Source organism: Streptomyces sp. DSM 110735 (genome assembly GCF_016482685.1).
Taxonomy (GTDB): Bacteria; Actinomycetota; Actinomycetes; order Streptomycetales; family Streptomycetaceae; genus Streptomyces.
The window spans coordinates 181,574-201,340 of record NZ_JACYHF010000006.1 but is presented as its reverse complement, the minus strand read 5'-3'; the positions used below and the strand labels follow the sequence as shown (position 1 = coordinate 201,340).

At 72.0% G+C, this 19,767-nt stretch carries 17 protein-coding genes and 1 pseudogene; 5 read left to right on the top strand and 13 right to left on the bottom strand.

Going from position 1 to position 19,767, the window contains the following annotated elements; translation table 11 throughout:
- Positions 1-48: 48 nt before the first annotated feature.
- The 13 genes and pseudogenes from IF655_RS12545 to IF655_RS12490 all read right to left on the bottom strand — a co-directional run bounded on the left by IF655_RS12545 (position 49) and on the right by IF655_RS12490 (position 13,275).
- A complete protein-coding gene (locus tag IF655_RS12545; protein WP_199584602.1) occupies positions 49-2,049 on the bottom strand; it encodes an SDR family oxidoreductase in 2,001 nt (666 codons plus the stop codon).
- A complete protein-coding gene (locus IF655_RS12540) occupies positions 2,046-2,984 on the bottom strand; it encodes an aromatase/cyclase (protein WP_199584601.1) in 939 nt (312 codons plus the stop codon). Before IF655_RS12540 ends, IF655_RS12545 begins: the two co-directional genes overlap by 4 nt.
- A 78-nt stretch (positions 2,985-3,062) precedes the next feature.
- Positions 3,063-3,845 (bottom strand): 3-oxoacyl-ACP reductase FabG, encoded by a 783-nt coding sequence (gene fabG, locus IF655_RS12535; RefSeq protein ID WP_199584600.1) that lies wholly within the window; start codon positions 3,843-3,845, stop codon positions 3,063-3,065.
- 19 nt (positions 3,846-3,864) lie between these two features.
- Positions 3,865-4,134: an acyl carrier protein gene (locus IF655_RS31150; protein ID WP_242488711.1), complete on the bottom strand. Its 270-nt coding sequence runs from the start codon at positions 4,132-4,134 to the stop codon at positions 3,865-3,867.
- 36 nt (positions 4,135-4,170) lie between these two features.
- Positions 4,171-5,382, bottom strand: a pseudogene (locus IF655_RS12530) (ketosynthase chain-length factor); the annotation flags it as partial.
- The gene (locus tag IF655_RS12525; protein WP_199584597.1) at positions 5,379-6,659 is read right to left on the bottom strand and encodes a beta-ketoacyl synthase; all 1,281 of its coding nucleotides are present in this window, start codon (positions 6,657-6,659) and stop codon (positions 5,379-5,381) included. The gene IF655_RS12525 and the pseudogene IF655_RS12530, both read right to left, overlap by 4 nt.
- The gene (locus IF655_RS12520; protein ID WP_199584595.1) at positions 6,659-6,982 is read right to left on the bottom strand and encodes a TcmI family type II polyketide cyclase; all 324 of its coding nucleotides are present in this window, start codon (positions 6,980-6,982) and stop codon (positions 6,659-6,661) included. The genes IF655_RS12525 and IF655_RS12520 overlap by 1 nt, the downstream gene beginning before the upstream one ends.
- Before the next feature lie 50 nt (positions 6,983-7,032).
- A complete protein-coding gene (locus IF655_RS12515; protein WP_199584593.1) occupies positions 7,033-8,496 on the bottom strand; it encodes an FAD-dependent monooxygenase in 1,464 nt (487 codons plus the stop codon).
- A gap of 38 nt (positions 8,497-8,534) precedes the next feature.
- Positions 8,535-9,716 (bottom strand): acyl-CoA dehydrogenase family protein, encoded by a 1,182-nt coding sequence (locus IF655_RS12510; RefSeq protein ID WP_199584591.1) that lies wholly within the window; start codon positions 9,714-9,716, stop codon positions 8,535-8,537.
- Between the two features lie 46 nt (positions 9,717-9,762).
- Positions 9,763-10,188 carry a MarR family winged helix-turn-helix transcriptional regulator gene (locus IF655_RS12505; RefSeq protein WP_199584585.1) on the bottom strand — a complete coding sequence of 142 codons (426 nt, stop codon included), beginning with the start codon at positions 10,186-10,188 and terminating at the stop codon, positions 9,763-9,765.
- A gap of 11 nt (positions 10,189-10,199) precedes the next feature.
- A complete protein-coding gene (locus IF655_RS12500) occupies positions 10,200-10,712 on the bottom strand; it encodes a nuclear transport factor 2 family protein (RefSeq protein ID WP_199584584.1) in 513 nt (170 codons plus the stop codon).
- 262 nt (positions 10,713-10,974) lie between these two features.
- Positions 10,975-12,252 (bottom strand): helix-turn-helix transcriptional regulator, encoded by a 1,278-nt coding sequence (locus IF655_RS12495; RefSeq protein ID WP_199584583.1) that lies wholly within the window; start codon positions 12,250-12,252, stop codon positions 10,975-10,977.
- A gap of 537 nt (positions 12,253-12,789) precedes the next feature.
- Entirely contained in the window at positions 12,790-13,275 is a 486-nt protein-coding gene (locus IF655_RS12490) for a nuclear transport factor 2 family protein (protein WP_199584582.1), read from the bottom strand.
- Positions 13,276-13,703: 428 nt separating this feature from the next.
- Here IF655_RS12490 and IF655_RS12485 point away from each other — a divergent pair, with 428 nt between their 5' ends.
- Genes IF655_RS12485 through IF655_RS12465 form a run of 5 tightly spaced genes read left to right on the top strand, consistent with a single transcriptional unit; the run spans position 13,704 to position 19,627 of the window.
- Positions 13,704-15,329 carry an ABC transporter substrate-binding protein gene (locus IF655_RS12485; protein ID WP_199584580.1) on the top strand — a complete coding sequence of 542 codons (1,626 nt, stop codon included), beginning with the start codon at positions 13,704-13,706 and terminating at the stop codon, positions 15,327-15,329.
- A gap of 56 nt (positions 15,330-15,385) precedes the next feature.
- Complete coding sequence (locus IF655_RS12480; RefSeq protein WP_199584578.1) at positions 15,386-16,339, top strand: ABC transporter permease; 954 nt, start codon at positions 15,386-15,388, stop codon at positions 16,337-16,339.
- A complete protein-coding gene (locus IF655_RS12475; protein ID WP_199584576.1) occupies positions 16,336-17,232 on the top strand; it encodes an ABC transporter permease in 897 nt (298 codons plus the stop codon). The genes IF655_RS12480 and IF655_RS12475 overlap by 4 nt, the downstream gene beginning before the upstream one ends.
- A complete protein-coding gene (locus tag IF655_RS12470; protein WP_199584574.1) occupies positions 17,229-19,013 on the top strand; it encodes an ABC transporter ATP-binding protein in 1,785 nt (594 codons plus the stop codon). The genes IF655_RS12475 and IF655_RS12470 overlap by 4 nt, the downstream gene beginning before the upstream one ends.
- A complete protein-coding gene (locus IF655_RS12465) occupies positions 19,001-19,627 on the top strand; it encodes a dihydrofolate reductase family protein (RefSeq protein ID WP_199584572.1) in 627 nt (208 codons plus the stop codon). Before IF655_RS12470 ends, IF655_RS12465 begins: the two co-directional genes overlap by 13 nt.
- The last annotated feature ends 140 nt before the right edge of the window (positions 19,628-19,767 follow it).

Here is a 19,767-nt window from a genome sequence, read left to right as displayed (position 1 = left end):
GCCGTCTCCGTTCGTCTCGTCGGCTCGTCTCGTCGGCGTCGGGTCCGGTCAGCCGAGCAGCGTGCCGCCGCTGGCGTCGATGAACGCGCCCGTGATCCAGCGGGCCTCGTCGGAGGCGAGGAAGGTGACCACGTCGGCCACGTCCACCGCCCTGCCGACCCGCTTGAACGCGGACAACTGGGCCATCTGCTCGACCGCTTCGGGGATGTCGAACAGCGCGCTGCCGTTGTCGGTGATGCCGGGCGCCACGCTGTTGACGGTGATGCCGCGCGGCGCGAGATGGCGGGCGAAGTGCAGCGAGAGCTGCTCGATCGCGCCCTTGGTCATCGCGTAGGCGACCTGGTCGGGGCTGGCGAACCGGGTGAGACCGGAGGAGATGTTGACGATCCTGCCCCCCTCGCGCAGCAGCGGCAGCGCGCGCTGGACGACGAAGAAGGGCGCCTTGGCGTTGACCGCGAAAAGCCGGTCGAACTCCTCGGGCGTGACGTCCTCCGGCTGGAGACCGGCCGGTGTGGTGACACCCGCGTTGTTGACGACGATGTCCAGCGCCGCCTCGCCGGTGCGCTCCTTGAGTCCTTGCTCGACCCCGAGGAACAGCTCGTGCACATCGCCCGGGACGCCGAGTTCGGCGCGGACGGCGAAGGCACGGCCACCGTCGCGCTCGATCGACTCGACCGTCTCCCGCGCCGCGTCCTCGGCGCTGGCATAGTGGACGGCGACCAACGCGCCCTCCTCCGCGAGACGTCGGGCCACGGCGCGACCGATGCCCCGGCTCGAACCGGTCACCAGCGCGGTCTTGCCCGTGAGCCTGCTCATGACGGACCTCCTGTTGCTGCTGTTCCTGGGGTTCTCTTCGATGGCGGGTGGTTCCGTGCCGATGACGGGCGGGCGCAGCTCGCCTTGTTCCTTCTCGACGGCGGACGCGGGTGGTCGTGGCGGCGTCGCACCGACACCGCTGATCCGCCGCGCCAAGTGCCGTCGTACGGAACCGAGTTCCAGCAGTTCCGCGAAAAGCTGACGCATGGGCTCCACCTCCGGTCCGCCGAGCAGCAGGGACGACTGCGCCTGGATGTCGGCGAGGGTGCGGGCGCCGGCCGGGCGGCGGACCCGGTCGTAGCCGTCGAGGTCGCCGTCGGGGAGCCGGGTGCCCAGCTCGGCGGCGTCCTGGAGACCGAGGTTGAGCGCCTGGCCGCCCACCGGCATCTGGACGTGCGCGGCGTCGCCCGCGAGGAACACCCGACCGTGGCGGTAGCCGACCGCCTGGCGCCGGGTGTCGTCGAAGGCGTTCAGCCACAGCGGGGTGCCGTGCCCGATGTCCTCGCCGGTCACCTCCGCCCACGCGGACACCACCTCCGCGTACGCGGGCGGTCCCGGGCGCCGTGCGGGGGCGGTGCCGAAGACGTGGACCATGACCCGGGTGCTGCCGTCCGGCCAGCGGTGCGCGGTGGCGAGTCCGCGCGGGTGCCGCTCGAAGCGCCGGTCGGGGACGTCGAGCCCGGCGACGTCCGCGCGGAGCATCTCGCGCCGGGCCGCGCTCCCTTCGAAGCCGATGGACGCCAGGCGCCGGACGCTGCTGTCGCTCCCGTCGCAGCCCACGACGTACGCGCAGGTCAGCCGCTCGCGGTGGCCGTCGGTGGCGACGCTCTCCACGAGGACGTCGCCACCCCGGTCCCGCAGCGCGACCAGGCGCCGCCCGCGCCGCACGTCCGCGCCGAGGTCCCGCGCGCGTTCCTGGAGCACCGCTTCGAGCCGGGTCTGCGCACACTTCCACTGCCCGGCCCAGCGGTGTGCGGGGTCGGCGGCGGTCAGGTCCAGGCGCAGTCCGCCGAAGTGTCCCGGACCGCCGTCCGGCAGCGGACCCAGTCGGTCGAGGACGCCGCGCTCCTCAAGGAGTTCCATCGTGCGGGTGTGCAGGGTGGAGGCACGGGACTCGGTCATCGGCTCGGTGAGCCGCTCCAGCACCACGGTCGGCACGCCCCGCGCCGCGAGGTCACCGGCGAGGAGCAGACCGACGGGTCCGGCTCCGACGACGACCACCGCCGGGGTCAACGCCGCTCTTCCGCGTACCGCTTGGCGTGCTCCAGGGTCGCCCGGCTGTTGGCGCCGAGCGCCTCGCGGACGAACGCCCGCGCCTCGGGCACGCCCGCGTCCGGACCCAGGACCTTGCCGATGGTGTCCGGGTTGAGCACGACGGTGTGCTGCGACGCGGCGGTCACCGTCCCGTCGTCCTCGGTACGGAACTCCCAGCGACCGGTGTGCAGGGTCATCAGCGCGGGCAGCGTGGTCTGCTTGTACGCGATCCGGTGATGCGGGAAGCACACCCGCACCGACTCCGTGGTGTGCGTCGAGCCGTCGACGGCCCGGGTCTCCATGCGCAGCACCTGGAGTCCGGGCACGTCCTCGGTGAGCCGGACCGTGCTGACGTGCGGCAGCCGCTCGGTCCACCGGTCTGCCTCGTTCACGAAGTCGTACAGATCCTTCGCCGACCCCTCGACCTGTACGGAGTCCACGAAGGACAGGGTCAAGTCGGCGGTGTCCGCCGCCTGTTCGAGACCCGCCTTGACCCCGGGCAGCTCTTCGCTGCTGTTGCGGTCGACGGCACGGTCGATCCACTCCAGTCCCTCGGGGTCGTCGTCCACCGCGCGATAGGAGTGCAGCAGCCGCAGACGCGTCTCCCGTTCGCCGCGCGGTTCGACGATCCAGGTGCCGCTCATCTCGGCGACCGGCGGCGCGGACACCTCCTGGCGGAAGGTGATGCGTAGCCCCTCCGGGTCCAGGTCGCGCCGTGAAGTCCAGTTCTTCGCCTCGCCGTTGGCGGTGGCCCAGATCCGGATGCGCTCCTGGTTCCCCTCCCGTTCCAGATACTCGACGTACACCGACGGCGGGAACAGCCGTGGCCAGTTCTCCACCTCGGCGAGCAGCCGGTAGACCTCGGCGGCCGGGGCGTGCACGGTGATCGCGTGCTCGACCTCGCGGACGGTCATCGTGAACTCTCCTTTGATTCCTCGGACTTGAGGGGACGCTCGGCGCCCGGAACATGCGCCCGGAAAGCGCGCTCGGGCTCAGAAGTTGCCGAGTCCGCCGCAGACGTTGAGTGCCTGCCCGGTGATCGAGGCGGCGGTGTCGGAGGCGAGGTAGCCGACCAGTCCGGCGACCTCCTCGGGCGTGGAGTAGCGGCCGAGCGGGATCTTCGCCTGGAACTTCTCCAGGATGGCGTCCTCGGTGGTGTCGTAGGCGGCGGCGTACCCGGCGCGCACCCGCTGGGCCATGGGCGTCTCCACATAGCCGGGGCAGACCGCGTTGACGGTGATGCCGGTCGGGGCGAGTTCGTTGCCCAGCGCCTTGGTGAAGCCGACGACACCGTGCTTGGACGCCGAGTAGGGGGCGCCGAGCACCACGCCCTGTTTGCCCGCCGTGGAGGCGATGTTGATGATCCGGCCGCGCTTCTTGTGCCGCATCCCGCCGGAGGTGAGCACCTCGCGCGTCACCACGAACACACTGGTGAGGTTGGTCGCGATCACGTCGTCCCACAGCTCGTCGGCGATGTCGGCGGTGACCCCGCCGCCGGACCGCCCGGCGTTGTTGACCAGCACGTCGATGGGTCCGAACCGGGCGACCGCCGCCCGCACCACCTCCGCGACCTGCTCCTTGAAGCGCACGTCACCGGTGGTGCCGTCGACGTCGAAGCCCTCGTTCTGCAGTGACTTGACGGTGTCCGCGACCGCCGTCGCGTCCCGGGCGCACAGGAAGACCCGGTGCCCCTGCCCGGCCAGCAGCCGCGCCGAGGCGAGCCCGATACCGCTGGTGGCGCCGGTGACCAGCGCGACCCTGCCGTTGTCGGTCATGAGCGGAAAGTCCCTCCGGTCAGACGGCGCGGGCGGCCGGCAGATGGGCGTTGACCAGGTCGACGAGCAGCCGGGGCGTACGGGCGTCGGCGAGAGCCTCCTCGTCCAGGCTGATGCCGTACGTCCGCTCGATGCGCCCGGCGGTCTCCAGCAGGGCGAGCGACTCGTAGCCGAGGTCCTGGAAGTCGAGGTCGAGGATGTCGCCGTCCAGATCGACGGTCTCGTCGGTCCCGGCGGCTTCCAGGAGGATCGTCCTCAGGTCGGACAGCGTGAATTCCGTGGCGGACATGGGAGGTGGACCTTTCGTCGCGGAGGTGAAGGAGGCGGCGGCCCGGACGACCAGCGCGGAGTTGAACCCGCCGTGGCCACGGGCGAGCACCAGGGCGGTGCGCACCGGCGCCGGACGCGGGGCGCCGGTCACCAGGTCGATGTCGTAGGCGGGGGAGGGCACGGAGCCGGTGGTCGGCGGGATGACGCCGTCGCGGATCGACAGCAGCGCGGCGGCCAGGTCGAGCGGTGCGGCGCCGGAGTACAGGCGCCCGGTGGTCGTCTTCGGCGCGGTCACCGGTACCGCGCGGACGCCGAACACCTTGGTGATCGCCTCCGCCTCGGACCGGTCCAGCTCCGGGACCGCCGCCGCGTCCGCGAACACCACGTCGATGTCGGCGGGCTCCAACCCCGCGTCGGCGAGCGCCAGTTCGATGGCGTGCTGGAGGGTCGGGGCGCGGTCGGTGCCCGGTCGCGGGTCCACCGTGGCGGCGTGACCCGCGATCTCGCCGTAGACCCGTGGCGCACCCCGTCGACGGGCGTGGTCGGCGGACTCCAGGACGAGCAGGGCACCGCCCTCGCCGGGGACATGGCCCGCCGCCCGGTCGTCGAAGGGGAGGTAGGCGAGCGCGGGGTCGTCCGAGGTGCTCAGGCGCCCGCTGGTCAACTGGGCCACCCAGCCCCAGGGGCAGATCGAGGCGTCCACCGCCCCGGCGATCACCACCGGGGTGCCCTTGCGGATCTGGCGGCGCGCCTGCGCGAGGGCGTCCAGACCGCCCGCTTGGTCGCTGACGACCACACTGCTGGGTCCGCGCAGTCCGCCGCGGATCGAGATCTGGCCGCTGTTGACCGCGTAGAACCAGGCGAACGACTGGTACGCGCTGACGTGCTGACCGCCCTTGCTCCACAGCGCCCGCAGCTCGTTCTGCCCGAACTCGAAGCCGCCCGAGTGGCTCGCGGTGATCACCCCGACGTCGTACTCGGGCAGCTCGCCCGGCACCACGCCCGCGTCGGCGAACGCCCAGTCCGCCGCGACCAGCGCGAGCCGGGTCATCCGGTCGGTCTGCGGCAGCAGCCTGCCCGGCAGATGCGCGGCGGCGTCGAAGCCGGAGATCTCCCCGGCCAGCCGGGACGGATAAGGCGAGGGGTCGAAGCGGGTGACCCGGCGGATCGCACCCCGCCCGGCCAGCGTCGCCGCCCAGTACTCCTCGACGCCCAGCCCCGTCGGCGCCACCACGCCCAGTCCGGTGACCAGCGTGCGCCGCGTCATCGCTCCTCCCGCTCGGGACCGGCCAGCACGATCGCGCTCTGGAACCCGCCGAACCCGCTGCCCACCGAGAGCACCGCGTCCGTGAGCTGGTCACGCGCCGTCAGCGGTACGTAGTCCAGGTCGCACTCGGGGTCGGGCGTGTGCAGGTTCGCGGTGGGCGGTACGACGTTGTGGACCATCGCGAGCACGGAGGCGGCGATCTCGATCGAGCCGATGGCGCCCAGCGAGTGACCGATCATCGACTTGATCGAGCTGACCGGAGTGCGGTGGGCGTGCTCGCCGAGGCTCCGCTTGAACGCGGCGGTCTCGTGCCGGTCGTTCTGCTTGGTGCCGGAGCCGTGCGCGTTGACGTAGTCGATGTCCTCCGGGTTCAGCCGGGCTTCGTCGAGTGCGACGCGGATCGCCTCCGCCATCTCCTTGCCGTCGGGGCGCAGACCGGTCATGTGGAAGGCGTTGGAGCGGGTGGCGTACCCGGCGACCTCGGCGTAGATCCGCGCCCCGCGCGCCCGCGCCCGCTCCAGGTCCTCAAGCACGAACACCGCCGAACCCTCCCCGAGCACGAAGCCGTTGCGGCTCGCGTCGAAGGGCCGGGAGGCGTGCTCGGGGTCGTCGTTGCGGTTGGTCGTCGCCTTGATCGCGTCGAAGCAGGCGAGGGTGATCGGGGAGATGGGCGCGTCCGTGGCGCCCGCGATCATCACGTCCACCGTGCCGTCCCGGACCAGGTCGGCGGCGTGCCCGACCGCGTCGAGCCCCGAGGTGCAGCCCGTGGAGACGACCGTCGCCGGACCCTCGGCGCCCACCACCCAGGCGACCTCCGTCGCGAAGGAGCTGGGCACCATGTAGTTGTACAGATGCGGTACGGCGTAGGTGTGGTCCACCAGCTCCAGGCGCCCGCCGTCGGAGACCGTGCGGTACTCCTGGTCAAGCCCCATGGTGGCGCCGACCGCGCTGCCGACGGTGACACCGGTGCGGCGCGGATCGATCTCCTCGAAGGCGAGCCCGCTGTCGGCGACCGCCTCGCGGGCCGTGACCACCGCGAACTGCGCCGCCCGGTCCATCCGCCGGACCTCCTGCGGGGTCAGCCCCGACAGCACGGGGTCGAAGTCGACCTCGGCGGCGACCTGCGAGCGGAACGGCGCGGGGTCGAAGAACGAGATACGGCGGGTGGCGGTACGACCGTCGGTGAGCAGGTCCCAGAACGCCTTCGCGCCCTGCCCGCCCGGCGCGGTGACCCCGACCCCGGTGATGACGACCCGCCGCCCGGACACCCCGGCCATCAGGCCCTCCACGCGTAGAAGCGCCGTGCCATGGCGTCGGCGGGGGAGCGCCAGGTCGCGGGGTCGTACGCCTCGATGTACGGCTTGAGGTCCTGGCTGATCGAGACGAACCGGGGGTCGGTCTTCGCGTCCTCGATACGGTCCCCGCCGTCGTCCCCGTCGAAGTCCTGGAGGTGGAAGTAGAGCCCCCGGTACTCGAAGAGCTGACGGCGCCGGGTGCCCATGCGATCGGGCATGTCGGTGCGGTCGAAGGCGTCGAACAGCCCGGCGACGTGCTCGGCCGAGGCCGGTGCCATGCGGGCCACGATCAGGGTGCTGTGCATCGCTCTCCTTCTGCGTGTGGGGTTTCGCCGTGCAGTCCCGGCGCGCCGTCTCAGCGCGCCGGTCCGAACCAGCGCTCCAGCGCCGTCGGCAGGTCGTCATGGCTGCCCGGCGCGGCCCAGGCGACGTGCCCGTCCGGTCGCACCAGCACCGCCGAGGTGGTGCTCAGGGGGCTGTCGCCGGGTACGGCGCGGGGGCGGGCGGTGACGAGGTCGACGCGGTCCGTCCAGCCGTCGGCGCGGCGGCGCAGCCGGGGGTTGTCGTCGAGGTCGAGCAGCAGACCCCGTCCGGTGCGCAGCAGTTCGGTGCCGGAGGTGCGCCGCTCGCCCCGCTCCAGTTCGAGCCGGGGGAGCCGCAGACCGAGCAGGGGATGCGGACCGCCGCCGACCTCGTAGCGGATGTCGAGACCGCTCACCCGCCCGGCGAGATCGCGCACCACCTCGGTGTGACCGAGGAGTTCACCGAGGACGTCCCTGAGCGGCGCCACCTCGTCACCGCCGAGGATGAGCAGGCTCTGCGCCCGGGTGTTCGCCAGCAGTCGCCGCCCCACCGGGTGGCGTTCCTCGTGGTACGTGTCGAGGAGCGCGTCCGGCGCCGTACCGCGCACCACCGCGCCGAGCTTCCAGCCGAGGTTCACCGAGTCCTGGACGGAGGTGTTCATCCCCTGCCCGCCCGCCGGGAGATGGACGTGCGCGGCGTCGCCCGCGAGCAGGACCCGGCCGCGCCGGTACCGCGTCGCCTGGCGGGCGGCGTCGGTGAAGGCGCTCACCCACACCGGCTCGGCGGCGGAGATGTCGTGGTCGGTGAGACGCTTGAACACGTCGGCCACCTCGCTGAACTCGGGCGCCCCGGTGCGGCGGACGGGAGGCGCGCCCCGCTCGGCGGCGATGATCCGGGTGATGCCGTCGGGCAGATGGGCCACCATCACCAGACCGCCCGCCGACGGATCGGCGGTCATCTTCGCCTCAAGGTCCACCCCGCGCACGTCGGCCAGGAACAGCTCGGTCGTCGCGGCGGTCCCCGGGAAGTCGAACCCGGCGAGCCCGCGGACCGTACTGCGCCCGCCGTCGCAGCCCACGACATACCGCGCCCGCAGGGCGTGCCCGGCGCCCGCGACACTCACGCTCACCCCCTCGGCGTCCTCGGTGAGCCCCGTGACCTCCTGACCACGCCGGATGTCGGCGCCCAACTCCCTGGCCCAGGACTCCAGTACGGCCTCGGTGCGGGACTGCGGGACGGTACGGGCGGCACCGTGTGCGGCGCCGAGCACGGTGAGGTCGAGCGGCAGACCGCCGAAGTGCCCGGCGTCGCTGGTCTCGAAGTCCCCGAAGCGGGACAGCAGTCCGCGCTGGTCGAAGACCTCCATGGTCCGGATGGTGAACCCGATGCCACGGGACTCGCCGGTGCGCTCGGGCAGCCGCTCCAGGACCAGGACGTCGACGCCGGCCAGGCGCAGTTCCCCGGCCAGCGCGAGTCCCGCGGGTCCCGCGCCGACGACGATGACGGAGGCGTCCATGCGTGTCTCCCCTCTCAGGTGGGCGGACTCGGACTCGCTCACAGATAGGCGGTGTTGGGTTCGAGACCGCACAGCGAGCGGCCGTACAGCTCGACGTTGACGCCGGGCGTGATCATGGCGTGCAGCGTGGCCGCGTGGAGGTCCCGCTGGATGCGGGTGATCGGCACGTCCCGGTGGATGGAGGAGCCGCCGCTCGCGCCCGCGAGGATGTCGACGGCCGCCTTGCACTGCCGGGCGATCCAGCCGATCCGCGCCCGCGCCGCGACCCGTTCCCCGGTGGTCCAGGGTTCGTCGTGCGCGACCTTCCGGGCGATGAGGTCCGCGAAGCGGTGGGCGCGCTGTTCGGCGTCCTCGATCAGCAACGCCGCCTCACCCACCTGGAGATGGGTCAGCGGCGCCTCGCGCTGGCTCGGGTAGTCGGTGTAGGTCAGGGGGCGCCCGGGGAGGCGTTCGAGGAAACTGGCGAGCGCGTACTTGGCGGCGCCGACGAGCTGACCGCTCTGGATGGCGTTCGTGGTGACGAGGACGGGGACGCGGTAGTGCGGCTTGGGACCGTTGATCCGCGACTTGGAGACGTTCTGGTAGAAGTCGATCCCGCTGATCACCCGGTGGGCGGGGACGAAGACCTCCTCGGCGATGGTGGTGACGCTGCCGGAGCCCTGGAGCCCGATGGTGTGCCAGTCGTCCTCGATCCGCAGATCCGCGACCGGGACCAGGCAGAACAGCGGGACCGTGCCGTCGGCGGGGTCCTCGGGCATCGCCACGTTGATCTTCCACTGGCTGTGCAGCACACCGCTGTTGAAGCTCCACTTGCCGCTGAGGAGATAGCCGCCCCGGGTGCGCCGGGCGGTGCCGGTCGGCGCGGTGGTGCCGCTGATGCGGACGTGCGGGTCCGCGAACACCTCGTCCAGCGCCTCGTCGGGCCACAGCGCGGCCATCCAGCCCAGCGCGGCGTACACCGACAGGCAGAAGGCGGCCGAGCTGTTTCCCTTGGCGATCTCCCCGAGCACGTCCACGAAGGCGCGGGCGTCCGACTCGTATCCGCCGTACTGCGCGGGGATCTGCATCCGCAGCAGCCCGGACTCCTCGACAGCCGTGACGACGTCCTGCGGCAGTCGCCGGTGCTCGTCGATCCACAGGGCACGCGAGCGCAGCAGGGGGACGAGCTTGGCGGCGGTGTCCACGAGTTCGTCGCGGGTCGGTGCGGTGGGGTGCGGCATCAGGTCCTCCGGCGGGGGCTTCGGGTCACGGACACGGCACGCGCCGCTATTCGCTCTCGAGATTGGCGGCGATACGCGCCAGGACGTCGTTGGCGGCGAGGAATTCCGCCTCCGATATCCCGGTGAGCGAGCGGGCGGCGTGCGCGTTGACGAGCTTTTCCGCGCGCTCGTGCGCCACCACTCCGGAATCCGTGAGGATCACGCGTTCCCCGGCGACCGCGACCCAGCCGCGTTCCTCGAATGCGTCCACGACGGGCTGATAGGAGGTGTCCTTGTCCACGGCCAGAAAAGGAGCGAACGCCGCGTCGATACCGGACACCGTGTCGACCCCGATGTGGATGGCGTGCAGCACCTGCCACTGGCGCCGGTTCAGCTTTTCCTCCGCGAGGGCGTGACCGGTCGCCTCGTCGAAGAGCCGGTGCAGATGCAGGAGCCAGTATCCGAGCCGTTTCGTCGTGTTCTTCTGGAGCACGGAAATCCACCTCAGAATGTCTCGGACGGCGCTTTGCGCACCAGTCCCTCGTGATGCGGGAGAACCCAGTAGAGGGTGAGTTCGATCCGGGCGAAGACCCACCGGCCGTCCTCGCGGACGTAGGTGTCGGTGAACCTGCCGGCCACCATCGCGCTCTCGTCGTCGAAGACGACCCGCTCCTCGAAGAAGCTGACCCCGGTGGCGTGATCGCCGGAAACCTCCACGTCATGGCCGTGGACGAACTGCTTGACGAGCAGCCCGGAGCCCGGCTTGTCCTGCTGGATGAGCCCGGGGAGCGCCGTGAAGTAGTCCTGGATCGCGGTGCGTCCGGTCGCCTGACCGAGGTGCGCGTAATCCAGCGTCGCGGTGCCGGAGAACAGTTCCCCGACCCGGTCCCACTGCCCGTCGTTGATACGGCGCGGCAATGCGGAGCGCAGCCTGGTGAGTTCCCGCACGTCTTCGAGGACCCGCACCCGCTCGGCGAGCGATTTCACGAGATCCGCGACTTCCGTCTGTTCCGGCATGGGCAAGGAAACCCTCTCCGTCAGGGGTGGGGAATCGCCGGGGGATCCGGGAGATCGCCCTGCCATTCGACCTTCGCAGGGTTCCGTCCACCGTCACAAGGCGTCCCGGGAGAACCTGCGGTCGGACCGCAGGCTTTCCTGTGGTCGCGCTGCGGTCCCGTGGGAGGGGAAACCCGTGGCTTGCGGGAACTCGCGGGCAGAGAAAAACGCGCCGCCCCCCCGAAGCTGGGGGACGGCGCGTTTTACGCGGGCGCGCGGAATGTCAGGGCGACGGAGAACCCAGCACGGAAATCAGCTCCCGTCGCCCGGACACACCGAGTTTGCGGTAGACGCTCGACAGATGGAACTCGACCGTGCGCACGGCGAGAAAGAGCGTCTCCGCGATCTGCCGGTTGCTGTACCCGGCGCGGGCCAGCTCGCTGATGCGCAGCTCCTGACCGGTCAGGTCCGGCAGGTCCCGGCGCTCCAGGACAAGACCGAGCCGGGCGGGCCACAGACCGTTGCGGCTCTCGCGGGCGACCTCGGCCGCAGCCTCCAGGCGCGAGCGTGCCACAGCCGGTTCGCCGCGCTCCTTCTGCAGAACGGCGAGGTCGTGGAGGGCGTGGATCAGCTCGCCGCGCGCATGGGCCAGATCGAGCAGCTCCACCGCCTCCTCCAGCAGTGCGGGCGAGGAGTCGTCCCGTCCTGCCACCGCGACGGCGTGCAGCGCGATGCCGATGCCCCGTGCCGCGCCCCACTTGCGCGCCGCCGTCAGCTCGTCGGCGGCCAGCGCGAGCGCCAGGTCGTTGCGCCCGGTGGCGAGTGCCGCGAACGCGGCGCGCGAACGCCACGGCACGACCGCCGGGTTGGTGACGCCCTGCGCGGTGAGGACCCGTCCGCAGGCCGTGAAGTCCTCCAGCGCCTGCTTGCAGTTGCCGGTCGCCATGTGCAGCGCGCCCCGCGCGGCCAACACCAGTGCCACGTCAGGAAGTTCCGGGTCGAGGCGCCCCGCCAGCTCATGCGCGAGCAGCACGCCGTGCGCGGCGTCCGGGCTGCCCGCGAGGACCTGTGCCTCCACGAGCCACGCCACGGCCGGCCGGGTCAGCTCCGGCGGCAGACCGCGGGCGAGCACCTCACCCAGCAGCGCCGCCGACTTGACCCCGTCACCGGCCAGCAGACTGACCCGGGCGCGCAGCAGCGCCAGCAGCGCCTGATGCCGGGGTGACCCCAACCACCTGGGGTCCATGAGCAGTTGACGGCAGCGGGCGCGCGCGGAGACCAGATCACCGGTATAGAGCAGGGTCAGGATCGCCAGCCACATGCAGTACGGGTGACCGCGCCGGTCCGATGCCTCCAGGATCGTCTCGACCTGCTCGTGCACCAGCGCGCGGCGCACCCCGAGATTGGCGAGTTCGAGGCTGTGCAGCGACAGGCAGACCTCGTCGGGCGGCACGCGTTCGTCGTCGGATTCCTGGCGTCCGGGTATGTAGACGGCGGAGCCCTCCCGGAACGGCCCCGGACCACTCCGCGGTCGACCGGTCGGCTGCGCAATCTCGGTCATCGTCTCCCCCTGGGCTCGGCTGGATGCTGCCCGGTGCCGCGTGTCGGGCCCGCCGGGCCGCAGCCGGACGGCACTGTCCGGGGCACCGGGGCGGGCTGGGGTGAGGCACGCTGAGCAGACACGCTCTGGCGGAACCGGCTCGACCGTACACGGCCAATATTGCCGCAGTGTCAAACGCCTGACCGACCGGAATCGGCCGGTGCGCGCCGTGCCCCTGCCCTGAGCGGGAAGGACGGAATGCCGGGGATCGTGCCGCTGTCCGAAAACCCGTGCCCGGGCAGCACTACCCAGGGTTCAAACGTGAACGATGCCACAATTCCGGTGAGGTGGGGACCGGCCATCATCATCCGGGAATCCGGCCCCCGTGGGGAGAGTTTATTTCGGAACACCGGTGACAGTTGTTCGGAAACATCGGTGACGGAAATTCGGATACATCGGTGACACTTTTCGAAGATCCCGATCTCCCCCCCGGCGCACGCGTCCGCGCGCCGGTCGGTAGAAATGCAGCACTGGGAAAGCGCCACCCGGGGAAAACCCCTACATCGGTCCCGTCCCCGCCGCGACCAGCCCCGCCACCGGCGCCACATGACGCCGGCTGATGAGCCAGCGGCCGTCCTCCAGCTCGAAGTCGTCCTCCACCAGTCCGACCACGGTCCAGTCGGCGGGGCGGTGGCGGCCGTCCGGGGTGCGGGTGGCGCTCCAGTGCCAGACCGTGGCGTAAGCCTGCACGTGGGGGCGGCCGTCGGTCCATTCGATGAGGGTCTGGCCGAGCACATGGGCGACCGTGGGCTCGCGCCGCCAGCGGCTGCCCGCCGACATGAACGCGGTGAACTCGTCGCGGCCGTGGAAGCGCTGGGTGGGCCCGGGCATCACGTCGTACTCGATCAGGGCGTCCTTGGTGAAGCAGTCGACGAGCTGTTCGTACCGGCCCGTGTCCACCAGCCGGAAGAACGTGTAGAAAGTCCGGTAGATCTCCCGTTCCGCCGCGATGGTGGCGAGAAGATCGTCGTTCGTGGAGGCCATGTCGGTCCTTTCCGGGCCGCCGGACGAGTTTCCGCTCATGATGCCACGGAGTTTCCGGGGCATGGAAACTCGCCATTGACCGTTCTCGGCGGAACTCGCTACGGTGGGCGCGTTATCGGGGGCGCTTCGGCCTGCCGCACGGGGGAGGAAAGCAGTCATGCGTGTACCGCTTTTCCCCGACCGTGCCGCCGTGCCCGCTCCCGTCTCGGCGTGGCTCTCCTCGCGCCGCCACATCGACCTGCGGCGCGTGAACAGCGCGGGGTGTACCGCCGCCTGATCCGGTGAGTTCCCCGGCGCCTTCCGCACAGGTCGTGGGCGCCGGTTCCGCGCGCATTCCCGTGGCCGCTCCCTCCCCCCCCTCGCAGGACCCTCGGCCGATCCCCCCGCACGCCCTTTCCCCTGGTCTCACTCCGCAGGAGACAGCGCCCGTGACCCACGATCGCCCGGGGCGGCTCAGGCCGGCCTCGTCCCTCGTCCTTGCCCTGACCGTCGCCGCCGTGTCGAGCGCCTGTGGGGGCGCCGCCCCCGGTGACGCGCGCGGCGGGACCGGTACGCCGAAGTCCGGCGGGAACCTGCGGTTCGCCGTCGGCACCGACGCCGGATGCCTCGACCCGCAGCAGGTCGGCAGCAGCGACACGCTGTACGCGCTGCGCCAGACCGTCGACTCCCTCACCGACCAGGACCCGTCGACGGGTCGCATCGTCCCCTGGCTGGCGAAGAGTTGGGAGGTGTCGGACAAGGCGCGCACCTTCACCTTCCGGCTGCGGCCGGGCGCGACCTTCAGCGACGGCAAGCCCGTGGACGCCGAGGCGGTCAAGAAGAACCTCGACGCGATACCCCGGCTCGGCGGTCTGGCGATCCTCGCGCAGGGCTATCTCACCGGCTACCGGGGCACGCGCGTCGTCGACAAGCTGACCGCCGAGGTCACCTTCGACCGTCCCAACGCACAGTTCCTGCAAGCGACTTCGACCCCGTCACTCGGTCTTGTCTCGCCCGCCGACACCGCACGGACCGCCCAGCGCCGCTGCGGCGACGGCGTCCACGGCTCCGGTCCCTTCACGGTGTCCGGCTACCGGCAGAACCAGTCCCTCACCCTCAAGAAGCGCACGGGATACGCCTGGGGCTCCACCGCCTGGAAGAAGAAGGGCGCCGCCTACCTCGACTCCGTGACGTTCAGCGTGGTCGCGGAGGCGGGCGTACGCGCGGGCAGCCTCGGCTCCGGTCAGGCCGACGTGATCGGCGGGGTCCGCCGCCAGGACGAGGCGGTACTGCGCCGAGGCGGCGCCGGTGTCGAACGGCGCGCCAACCCCGGCGTGGTCTTCAACCTCGGTTTCAACAACGGCCGTCCGCTCACCCGCGACCCCCGGGTACGCCAGGCAGCCCAGGCGGCGATCAACCGCGCGGAGATCGCCGGCGCCGTCTTCCCCACCGGCACCCGCGCCGCCACCAGCGTCCTCTCCCGCACCACCCCCGGCTACACGGACCTCTCCATGGACCTGACCTACGACCGGCAGAGGTCCAAGTCACTTCTCTCGGAAGCCGGTTGGAAACCGGGCGGTGACGGAATCCGCCGCAAGGACGGCAAGCCCCTGAAGCTGACCGTGGTGTCCTTCAGCAAAGCCGGTTCCTACGAAGCCGCCCTCGAACTCGTCCAGCAGCAGCTCAAGGACGTCGGCATCGCGCTCGTCATCAAGCGGCTGGAGGTCACCCAGTTCCCGCAGACCCTCCGCACCGGCGACTACGACGCCCTGTGGGGCGGCGACCTCACCCGCGCCGACCCCGACGCGCTGCGCACCCTGTACTCGACCCGCCTCGTCAACTCCTACCGGCTGCCCGGCGGCGCCCTCGACGCCGCCCTGGACGAGCAGGCGACCACGACCGACACCGCCAGGCGGAACCAACTGGTCGCCAAAGCCCAGCAGTTGATCGTGCGCGCCGCCTACGTCCTGCCGATCGTCGACCAGGAGACCCTGGTCGGGGTCGCCGGGGGAGTCCACGGGCTGACCCTCGGCGCGTCCGGCGGCGTCCGGCTGCACGACACCTGGAAGAGCTGAAGTCCGCCATGCAAAGGCGGACTTCGGCAGCCCCTGCCCGGATGTGAAGGACGACGATGCGACGGTACGTACTCTGGCGCCTCGCCCAGGCCGTCGGCGTGCTGTGGGCGGCGTACACGCTGACCTTTCTGCTGCTCGACCTGCTGCCCGGCGACCCGGTCGCGGCGATGGCCGGTGCCGGGCTGAACTCCACCCAGGTCACCCCCGAGCGGCTGGCCGAACTGCGGGCGCAGTACGGCTTCGACCGACCGCTGCTCGTGCGGTACGCGACCTCGCTCGGGCACGCCCTGCGCGGCGACTTCGGGGACTCGGTCGCCACCGGCCGACCGGTGGCGGCCACCCTCGCCGACGCGCTGCCCTCGACACTCGAACTGACCGGCATGGCGCTGCCGTTGGCGGTGCTGCTCGGTGGCGCGCTGGCGCTGGCGGCGGCGTCCACGAGCCGGGGTCCGCTGCGACGGCTGCTGCTGTCGCTGCCCGCCGTCGGCATCTCGCTGCCCGCGTTCTGGGTCGGGCTGATGCTCGTCCAGCTCTTCTCCTTCCGGCTGCGCCTCTTCCCCGCCTTCGGCGACGCCGGAGCTGCCGGGCTCGTCCTGCCCGCCGTCACGCTGGCGCTGCCCGCCGCCGTACTGGTGGCCCAGGTGCTGTCGCAGAGCCTGCTGGCGGTGCTGGACGAGCCCTATGTGCAGACCGCGCGGGCCAAGGGCGCGGGTCGGGTCCGCGTGCGGTTGCACCACGCCCTGCGCAACGCGGCACTCCCCGCGCTGACCGTGATCGGCGTGCTCGCCGGGCAGTTGACGGCCAACGCGGTCGTCGTGGAGAACGTCTTCTCCCGCAACGGGCTCGGCCGCGTCACCACCGACGCCGTCACCGTGCGGGACATCCCCGTGGTGCAGGGCGTGGTGGTCTTCGGCGCGCTGGTCTTCGTCCTCCTCAACCTCCTGGTCGACCTGGCAGGACCGCTGCTCGACCGCCGCATCGTCATCTCCGGACGAAGGAGCTACACGTGAGCGAGGCGCCGACCGTCCCCCGCCCGGCGACCGGTCCGGAGCAACAGCCCACACCCCCGCGCGCCCACGCCCGCCGGACCCTGCGCCATCTCCTGCGCCGCCCCGGTCTGGTCCTGTCCCTGCTGATCGTGGCCGCGATGGTCCTCGCCGCCTTCCGGCCGGAGCTGTTCACCGGTCGCGACCCCCTGCGCGGCGTACCCTCCGAGATCCTCAGCCCACCAGGACCCCAGCACTGGTTCGGCACCGACGGGCTGGGCCGGGACCTCTACGCGCGCGTGGTGTACGGCGCCGCGCTGTCCCTCAAGGCGACCCTGATCGCCGTCGCCGTGGCGTTCGCGGTGGGCGGCGGGCTCGGTCTCGTCGCCGGGTTCGCCGGGGGCTGGGTGGAGAGCGTGCTGATGCGGCTCGTGGACGTGCTGCTCGCCGTGCCCGGACTGTTCCTCTCCCTGGCGGTGGTCGCCGCGCTCGGCCCGGGCACCGCGCAGGTGGCGCTGGCCGTCGGGGTCGCCGGTGTCGCGGGGTTCGCGCGGGTGGCGCGCGCGGAAGTGCTGCGCGTACGGCACACCGCCTACGTGGAGGCGGCACGGGTCTCCGGCGCCCGCTGGTGGACCGTACTGGTCCGGCACGTCCTGCCGAACTCGGCGGGAGCGGTGCTGGCCCTGGCCACCCTCGACCTCGGCACCGCCGTCCTGTCGGTCGCCTCCCTCAGCTTCCTCGGCTACGGCGCACCGCCGCCCGCGCCCGAGTGGGGCACGCTGATCGCCGACGGCCGCGACTACCTCGCCGACGCCTGGTGGGTGTCGACGCTCGCCGGGCTGACCGTCGCCGCCCTCGTCCTGGCGGTCAACCGCCTCTCCCGCGCGTTCGACGGCACCTGGACGGAGCAGCGATGACGACGCCTCCCCTTCCGAAGCCTGTGCGCAAGCCGCCCGCAGGGGAGCCGCCCGCAGGGGAGCCGCCCGCAGGGAAGCCGCCCGCAGGGGAGCCGCCCCTCCTCTCCCTCCAGGACCTGCACGTCTGCTACCGCACCCGCACCGGCGGTCTCCACCACGCCGTACGCGGTGTCGACCTCGACGTCGCACCGGGCGAGATCGTGGCCCTCGTCGGGGAGTCCGGGTCCGGCAAGAGCACCACCGCCCACGCCGTCACCCGCCTGCTGCCCCGGGGCGGCGGGATCGACGCCGGACGCGTCCTGTTCGGCGGCCGCGACCTCACCGCGCTGTCCGAGAAAGAGTTGCGGACCGTACGCGGCACCGGTGTCGCCCTGGTCCCGCAGGACCCGGCCGTCTCCCTCAACCCCGTGCAGCGGATCGGCACCCAGGTGGCCGAAGTGCTGCGCATCCACCGGCTCGCCACGCGGCGCACCGCGCACGAGCGGGCGCTCGACCTGCTCGCCCGCGCCGGGCTGCCGGACCCGCGCACCCAGGCGCGGCGCCGTCCGCACGAACTCTCCGGCGGGATGCGGCAGCGCGCCCTGATCGCCATCGCGCTCGCGGGCGACCCCCGGCTGATCATCGCGGACGAGCCCACCAGCGCCCTGGACGTCACCGTGCAGCGGGGCATCCTGGACCGGCTCCAGGCGCTCGTCCGCGAGTCGGGCACCGCCGTGCTCCTGGTCACCCACGACCTCGGGGTGGCCGCCGACCGGGCGGACCGGATCGCGGTCATGTCGGAGGGCAGGATCGTCGAGTCCGGTCCGAGCGGTCCCCTGCTCGCCGCCCCCGCCGACCCCTACACCCGGCGGCTCCTGAGCAGCGCCCCGCGACTGGACGCCCCCTCGCCGCCCCCGCCCGCTCCCGGTCCGGCACCCCTCCTGGAGACCGAGCACCTCACCAAGGACTTCCCGCTGCCCCGTGGCGAGGGCGCCGCCCGCACCCTGCGCGCCGTGGACGACGTCTCCCTCACCGTGCACCGCGGCGAAACGGTCGCCCTGGTGGGCGAGTCCGGCTCCGGCAAGTCGACGACCGCCCGGCTGGTGCTGCGCCTGACGCCCCCGACCTCGGGTCGTATACGCCTCGACGGCGACGACGTCACCGACGCCCGGGGCGCCCGGCTGCGGGCGCTGCGCCGCCGGGTCCAGCTCGTCTACCAGAACCCCTACGCCTCCCTGGACCCGCGCCTGACGGTCGGCGAGAGCGTCGGCGAACCGCTGCGCGCCTTCCGGGTGCCGGGCGCCGCCGCACGGGTGGCCGAGCTGCTCGACCGGGTCGCGCTGCCCGCGACGGCTGCCCGGCGCAGACCTGCCGAACTCTCCGGGGGGCAGCGGCAGCGCGTCGCGATCGCCCGCGCGCTGGCGCTCTCCCCGGACCTGGTCGTGTGCGACGAACCGGTCTCCGCCCTCGACGTCACCGTCCAGGACCAGATCCTGCGCCTGCTGGCCGAACTCCAGGCCGACACCGGGGTGGCGTACCTCTTCATCTCGCACGACCTCGCCGTCGTACGGCGGATCGCGCACCGCGTGGTGGTCATGCGGGGCGGCCGGGTTCTGGAGGACGCCCCGGCCGACGAGTTGTTCCGGGCGCCGGTCCACCCGTACACCCGCGCACTCCTCGCCGCCGTTCCGGGGCGGACCGATGAGTTGCGCGCCGAGCCGGGGTCTGCACCGTTGACAACGGCGGCTCCCCGCCGACAGCGGACCCCGGCATCGGAAGAAGGCACCTCATGGCCACGCTAGTCTCCACCGTCTTCGTCAGCCTCGACGGTGTCTACCAGGGTCCCGGCGGCCCGGAGGAGGACACCAGCGGCGGCTTCGGCCAGGGCGGCTGGACCGTCCCGTTCTCCGACCCGGACTTCGGCGCGTTCATCACCGAGGTGTTCGAGAACCCCGAGGCGTTCCTGCTCGGACGGCACACCTACGACATCTTCGCCGCGTACTGGCCGCACGTGACCGATCCGGACCACCTGATCGCGGCGAAGCTCAACGGGCTGCCCAAGTACGTCGTCTCCGCCACCCTCCAGGACCCGTCCTGGAACCGCACCACCGTCCTCTCCGGCGACCTCGCCAAGGAGGTCCGCACGCTCAAGGAGAGCACCGAGGGGCAGATCCAGATCCACGGCAGCGGCGCCCTGGTCCGCTCCCTGATCAACCTCCGCCTCCTGGACACCCTCCACCTCGCGACCTTCCCGGTGGTCCTCGGCGCGGGGCGCCGACTCTTCGCGGAGGGCGCCGTACCCACCCGCTTCCGCCACACCGCGGGCCGCGTCACGAGCACGGGTGTCTCCGTCCAGACGTACGACCTGGCGGGCGATCCCGAGTACGGCAGCTTCGAGCTGTCCGACGAGGCGTGAGGCGCCGCCCGACGCGGCTGAAGGCGGGTCCCGAGGGGCGGAGGAGGGGGCCGGGAGGTCCCCTCCGGGGAGGTTAACTTCCCGAGAACTCATGGGACCTGACGGGAAAATCCACATCTTTGTCATTGACATGCCCACGT

Coding starts and splice junctions, on each gene's coding strand:
- IF655_RS31150 (WP_242488711.1), bottom strand. CDS start 4,134: ATGTCCGCCACGGAATTCACGCTGTCCGACCTGAGGACGATCCTCCTG.
- IF655_RS12465 (WP_199584572.1), top strand. CDS start 19,001: ATGGCCACGCTAGTCTCCACCGTCTTCGTCAGCCTCGACGGTGTCTAC.
- IF655_RS12520 (WP_199584595.1), bottom strand. CDS start 6,982: ATGCACAGCACCCTGATCGTGGCCCGCATGGCACCGGCCTCGGCCGAG.
- IF655_RS12500 (WP_199584584.1), bottom strand. CDS start 10,712: ATGCCGGAACAGACGGAAGTCGCGGATCTCGTGAAATCGCTCGCCGAG.
- fabG (WP_199584600.1), bottom strand. CDS start 3,845: ATGACCGACAACGGCAGGGTCGCGCTGGTCACCGGCGCCACCAGCGGT.
- IF655_RS12470 (WP_199584574.1), top strand. CDS start 17,229: ATGACGACGCCTCCCCTTCCGAAGCCTGTGCGCAAGCCGCCCGCAGGG.
- IF655_RS12495 (WP_199584583.1), bottom strand. CDS start 12,252: ATGACCGAGATTGCGCAGCCGACCGGTCGACCGCGGAGTGGTCCGGGG.
- IF655_RS12490 (WP_199584582.1), bottom strand. CDS start 13,275: ATGGCCTCCACGAACGACGATCTTCTCGCCACCATCGCGGCGGAACGG.
- IF655_RS12515 (WP_199584593.1), bottom strand. CDS start 8,496: ATGGACGCCTCCGTCATCGTCGTCGGCGCGGGACCCGCGGGACTCGCG.
- IF655_RS12510 (WP_199584591.1), bottom strand. CDS start 9,716: ATGCCGCACCCCACCGCACCGACCCGCGACGAACTCGTGGACACCGCC.
- IF655_RS12540 (WP_199584601.1), bottom strand. CDS start 2,984: ATGACCGTCCGCGAGGTCGAGCACGCGATCACCGTGCACGCCCCGGCC.
- IF655_RS12480 (WP_199584578.1), top strand. CDS start 15,386: ATGCGACGGTACGTACTCTGGCGCCTCGCCCAGGCCGTCGGCGTGCTG.
- IF655_RS12525 (WP_199584597.1), bottom strand. CDS start 6,659: ATGGCCGGGGTGTCCGGGCGGCGGGTCGTCATCACCGGGGTCGGGGTC.